This window comes from Limnohabitans sp. (assembly GCF_044361985.1).
GTDB lineage: Bacteria > Pseudomonadota > Gammaproteobacteria > Burkholderiales > Burkholderiaceae_C > Limnohabitans_A.
Genome location: NZ_JBIKHV010000166.1, coordinates 1 through 3,338, shown reverse-complemented (window position 1 = coordinate 3,338; position 3,338 = coordinate 1). Strand labels below are relative to the sequence as shown.

The 3,338-nt window shown below is 55.6% G+C and carries 5 protein-coding genes and 1 pseudogene; all 6 read left to right on the top strand.

The features are described from left to right. Nucleotides 1–210 (top strand): annotated as a pseudogene (locus tag ACIQ3A_RS14525) (flagellar biosynthesis protein FlgA); the annotation flags it as partial. 15 nt (nucleotides 211–225) lie between these two features. After that, complete coding sequence (locus ACIQ3A_RS14520) at nucleotides 226–546, top strand: putative quinol monooxygenase (RefSeq protein ID WP_396432438.1); 321 nt, start codon at nucleotides 226–228, stop codon at nucleotides 544–546. Between the two features lie 164 nt (nucleotides 547–710). After that, entirely contained in the window at nucleotides 711–1,460 is a 750-nt protein-coding gene (locus ACIQ3A_RS14515) for an SDR family NAD(P)-dependent oxidoreductase (protein WP_396432437.1), read from the top strand. A 58-nt stretch (nucleotides 1,461–1,518) separates the two neighbouring features. Further along, nucleotides 1,519–2,508, top strand: a complete 990-nt coding sequence (locus tag ACIQ3A_RS14510; protein WP_396432436.1) for a TRAP transporter substrate-binding protein — start codon at nucleotides 1,519–1,521, stop codon at nucleotides 2,506–2,508. A gap of 83 nt (nucleotides 2,509–2,591) precedes the next feature. After that, nucleotides 2,592–3,125 (top strand): TRAP transporter small permease, encoded by a 534-nt coding sequence (locus ACIQ3A_RS14505; RefSeq protein ID WP_396432435.1) that lies wholly within the window; start codon nucleotides 2,592–2,594, stop codon nucleotides 3,123–3,125. A 5-nt stretch (nucleotides 3,126–3,130) separates the two neighbouring features. Then, a partial coding sequence (locus tag ACIQ3A_RS14500) for a TRAP transporter large permease subunit (protein ID WP_396432434.1) occupies nucleotides 3,131–3,338 on the top strand: 208 nt, incomplete at its 3' end.

Here is a 3,338-nt window from a genome sequence, read left to right as displayed (position 1 = left end):
GGTTTTGCGGTGTGGGCCAATGCCATTCCGGCCCACAAGAGCCTGGCACTGGATGCTTTGCCCATCGGCTTGGCACACAAGGTGAAGTTGGTGAAACCCGTTGCGAAAGACATGCCCGTGAGTTTCTCGGATGTCGAACTCGTGGACAACCTGGATGTGGTCGAGTTCCGCAAGGAATACACCCGCACCATGGCCTGCAAAGCCGATTGACGAGGTGTGATGTTGATGAAAAAAATCAATGCTGCAAATTCGCCAGGGGCCTTCGTGGTGATCGCTGAGTTTGTGGTCAAAGAGGGGTTGATGGACACCTTTTTGACGCATGCGTTCGACGATGCTCGGCATTCCGTGGATGAAGAACCTGGTTGTTTGCAGTTCGATGTTTTGCGAACCCCTGAAGTGGCCAATGGCGTCTTGTTTTACGAGGTTTACAGCTCGAAAGAAGCCTTTGACGATCACCTTGCAACACCGCATGTTGCAAGATTCAGAGCCATTTTGCCGGACCACCTTGAAGCTGAGCGGCCAGTGAGAATGCTGGCGCGTTTATGACCGCGAGTACGGGCTTGATTTGCTTGCCTCACCCCGGTTCGTGCTGCGACGCAGCATGAATGAAATTAACGGATGGGTGAGTTTATGTCGTTTGTCTTCACGCTTGAAGCTATGGAGAATCGCGCCGTTCATCACTATTCATCCGTCAAACGAAGGAGACAAACATGCTGTTAAAAAACAAGGTCGCGGTCATTACCGGAGGCGCAGGCCTCAATGGGCTGGGCTTTGCCACTGCCACCATGATGGCCGAACAAGGTGCCACAGTCGTGATTTTGGATCTGGACGGCGCCAACCCCCAAGCGGCCGCCGAGCGATTGGGCGCTGGCCACCTAGGCATGGTGGCTAATGTGACCGACAAGGCGTCTTGTGAAGCCGCTGTGATTCAAATCAAAGCCAAATACGGGCGTATTGATATTTTGGTCAACAACGCAGGCATCACCCAGCCCGCCAAGTTCCTGGAGATTACCGGCACTGACTATGACCGCATTTTGGATGTGAGTTTGCGTGGCACCCTTTACGCATCGCAAGCCGTGTTGCCGACCATGATGGCGCAAAACAGCGGTTCCATTGTGTGCATCTCGTCGGTGTCGGCGCAACGCGGTGGCGGCATTTTGGGTGGCCCGCATTACTCGGCTGCCAAAGCAGGCGTGTTGGGTCTGGCCCGCGCCATGGCGCGTGAATATGGCGGCCATAACATTCGCGTCAACTGTGTGACCCCGGGCTTGATTGCCACCGATATCAACAAAGGCAAGATTCCTGAAGACAAGCGCCAGGGCATTCTCGATGGCATCCCGTTGGCCCGTATTGGCGAGCCCAAAGATGTGGCTGGCTGCGTGGTGTTTTTGGCCAGCGACTTGTCCAAGTACTGCACGGGCGTGACGCTGGACGTCAATGGCGGCATGTTGATTCACTGATTTCGATTTCACCCACCACCACGGCAGGGCCGTGGTTCATTTCAACCAAGGAGACATCATGAAAAAATTAAATACATTTCGCCGAAGCCTGTTGCTGGCGTCTTTGCTGGCTGCCACCTCAATGGCCCAGGCTCAGGCGGTGAAACTGACGCTGGGCCATGGCACCGCGATCGACAACCCGCGCCATGTGGCTTCATTGAAGTTTGCAGAGGTGGCCAAGGCCAAGAGCAATGGCCGCATCGAAGTCACGGTGGCGCCAGCGTCACAGTTGGGCGATGACGCCGCCATGGTCACCGCCCTGCGCACTGGTGCGCTCGACATGTCGGCCAACTCACAGGGTGCATTGGCAAATGCCGTGCCCGAGTACGCTGCATTCGGCATGCCGTTCCTGTTTTCTAGCCAAGCCCAAGCCTGGAAGGTGATGGATGGCCCCACTGGCAAAGAGTTGGCCCAAAAATCGGCAGAAAAAGGACTGGTTGTTCTCGGTTACTGGGACAACGGCATCCGCCATATGAGCAACAACAAGCGCCCACTGCTCAAGCCCGAAGATTTGAAGGGCCTGAAAATGCGCACGCCACCCGATTCAGTGACCGTGGACATCATGCAAAGCGTTGGCGCCGAGGCACAGCAGATCAAGTGGTCTGAGCTCTACGTGGCACTGCAGCAAGGGGTCGTCGACGGGCAGGAAAATCCGCTGGTGAACGTTCAGGCTGGCAAGCTCTACGAGGTGCAGAAGTTCATCTCCCTGACTGGGCACAAGTACGAGATGACCCCGTTTTTGATTGGCAAGCGCTCGTGGGACAAACTGTCTGATGCTGACAAGAAGATTGTTCAGGAGGCGGCCAACGAAGCGACGGCACTCCAGCGCAAACTGGCGCAAGAGGCTGACGACAAAATGTTGACAGAACTCAAAGCCAAGGGTGTGCAAATCGACAAAGTAGACCAGGCACCTTTTGAAAAGGCGACTGCACCCGTTGTGGCCAAGTGGGAAGCCGGTCCGATTGGCCCCTTTGTGAAGAAAGTCGTTGCCGCTGCACGCGCCAAATGAAAGACTGATTTCATTTCACACTTGCCATTTTGATGACCCGCAGGGTGCTTGCCACCCAGGCGGGTCGTTGAGGAGACCCCTTTATGACCCAAGTCATTGTTAAGCGCAATGCCCTTGAGCGCGCGATCGTGGTCATCTGCAGCTTCGTGCTGTGGGTGACGATGGTTTCGATTTTCCTGATCTTGACGGCGAACACCTTGCTTCGGTATGCCTTCGGCACCAGTTTGCAATGGGCCAACGAGGTTCCCGAGTTGTTGTTCCCTTGGTTGGTCATGTCCGGTGTCGTACTGGCCGCAGAAAAAGGCTCGCACATCGCGACGGTGTTCCTAGTGGAGTCGGTCAGGCCTGCGGCAAAACGTGTGATTGCTATCGTGGCCTGGAGCGCTGTCGCTGTGTTGTACGCGGTGCTGGTGCGCGCAACTTGGAACATGCTTGAAATCGTGCACGACGAGAAAACGCCAATTCTGCTCATCCCGACATCGGTGACTTACGGTTGTCTGATGGTAGGCATGGGGATGCTGGTGCTGCTGGCACTCCAATCCGCCTCAAGGGCTTGGCGTGGTGTGCACGTGGTGCGGGACAGTTCAGAACCAGGGGCGCAAGCCGCTCAAGGATAAGCGCCATGACCTTATTGATTTTGTTCGTTTTCTTGGGTGCGGCGGCGCTCGCCATGCCGATCGCCCACGCCATTTTGTTGGCGGCTCTGGCCGCCGCAGTCAGCAATGACCGAATACCTTTTGATTTGCTGGTACAGCAAATGGTGGCACAGGTACAAAGCTTTCCTTTGATTGCTATCCCGTTTTTCATGCTGACGGGTTCGTTGATGATGG

Coding starts and splice junctions, on each gene's coding strand:
- ACIQ3A_RS14510 (WP_396432436.1), top strand. CDS start 1,519: ATGAAAAAATTAAATACATTTCGCCGAAGCCTGTTGCTGGCGTCTTTG.
- ACIQ3A_RS14515 (WP_396432437.1), top strand. CDS start 711: ATGCTGTTAAAAAACAAGGTCGCGGTCATTACCGGAGGCGCAGGCCTC.
- ACIQ3A_RS14520 (WP_396432438.1), top strand. CDS start 226: ATGAAAAAAATCAATGCTGCAAATTCGCCAGGGGCCTTCGTGGTGATC.
- ACIQ3A_RS14505 (WP_396432435.1), top strand. CDS start 2,592: ATGACCCAAGTCATTGTTAAGCGCAATGCCCTTGAGCGCGCGATCGTG.